This window comes from Natrinema pallidum DSM 3751, assembly GCF_000337615.1.
Lineage (GTDB): Archaea > Halobacteriota > Halobacteria > Halobacteriales > Natrialbaceae > Natrinema > Natrinema pallidum.
This window is the reverse complement of sequence record NZ_AOII01000012.1, coordinates 1-1,161: the sequence shown is the minus strand read 5'-3', so window position 1 is coordinate 1,161 and position 1,161 is coordinate 1. Positions and strand designations below refer to the sequence as shown.

Below are 1,161 nucleotides of genomic sequence, written 5' to 3'. Positions count from 1 at the left end.
GAAGTGCATTCACTAGTTTCGCATCGAGATTTTCGTACGTCATCACATCTAGCCTCGCACTGTGCCCTTTAGAAATTTACGAATATGCAGTTTGCAGGGGAAGAGAGAAGATTTGCACGGAACAGTAGGGTTTTAGTAGCAGAGTTGCGAGAATAGAGCGACGAGAAAAATGACAAGCGGCAACCTTACTGACACCGAACAGGCGGTATTAGACGAGATCGAGGAGCAGGACGTCGATTTCCTCCGACTGCAATTTACCGATATTCTGGGAACGGTCAAGAACGTCTCCGTGCCGGCCAGACAGGCCGAGAAAGCGTTTACCGAAGGCATCTACTTCGACGGGTCGTCGATCGAAGGCTTCGTTCGCATTCAGGAGTCGGACATGCGTCTCAAGCCCGATCCCGACACGTTCGCCGTGCTCCCGTGGCGTCAGAAGGAGGAAAGCGCTGCCGCCCGGATGATCTGTGACGTCTACGACACCTCGACCGGCGACCCCTTCGAGGGCGATCCGCGTCGCGTGCTCAAGAACGCGCTCGAGCGCGCCGACGAGATGGGGTACAAGGTCAACGCCGCCCCGGAGCCGGAGTTCTTCCTGTTTGAGGAGGACGATGACGGCCGCGCCACGACCATGACGAACGACGCCGGCGGCTACTTCGACCTCGCGCCGAAGGACCTCGCGAGCGACGTTCGTCGGGACATCATCTACGGACTCGAGGAGATGGGCTTCGAGGTCGAGGCCAGCCACCACGAGGTCGCCGAGGGCCAACACGAGATCAACTTCACCTACGACGATGCGCTCTCGACGGCCGACAACGTCGGGACATTCCGAACGGTCGTCCGAGCCATCGCCGCCCAACACGACCTGCACGCGACGTTCATGCCCAAACCGATCCCGCGCATCAACGGCTCGGGAATGCACACCCACCTCTCGCTGTTCACCGCGGACGGCGAGAACGCCTTCCACGACGAGGACGACGAGTTCAACCTGAGCGAGGAGGCCCACGCCTTCACCGCCGGCATCCTCGAACACGCGCCGGCGATCACGGCGATCGCGAACCCGACGGTCAACAGCTACAAGCGACTGGTGCCCGGCTACGAGGCACCCGTCTACGTCGCCTGGTCCGATCGCAACCGCTCGGCACTGATCCGCAAACCGGCGGC

The 1,161-nt window shown here is 60.8% G+C and carries 1 protein-coding gene; it reads left to right on the top strand.

Annotated features, from left to right (window positions below; translation table 11 throughout):
- Positions 1–169: 169 nt before the first annotated feature.
- The coding region (locus tag C487_RS00725) for a glutamine synthetase family protein (RefSeq protein WP_006183736.1) at positions 170–1,161 on the top strand (992 nt) is incomplete at its 3' end.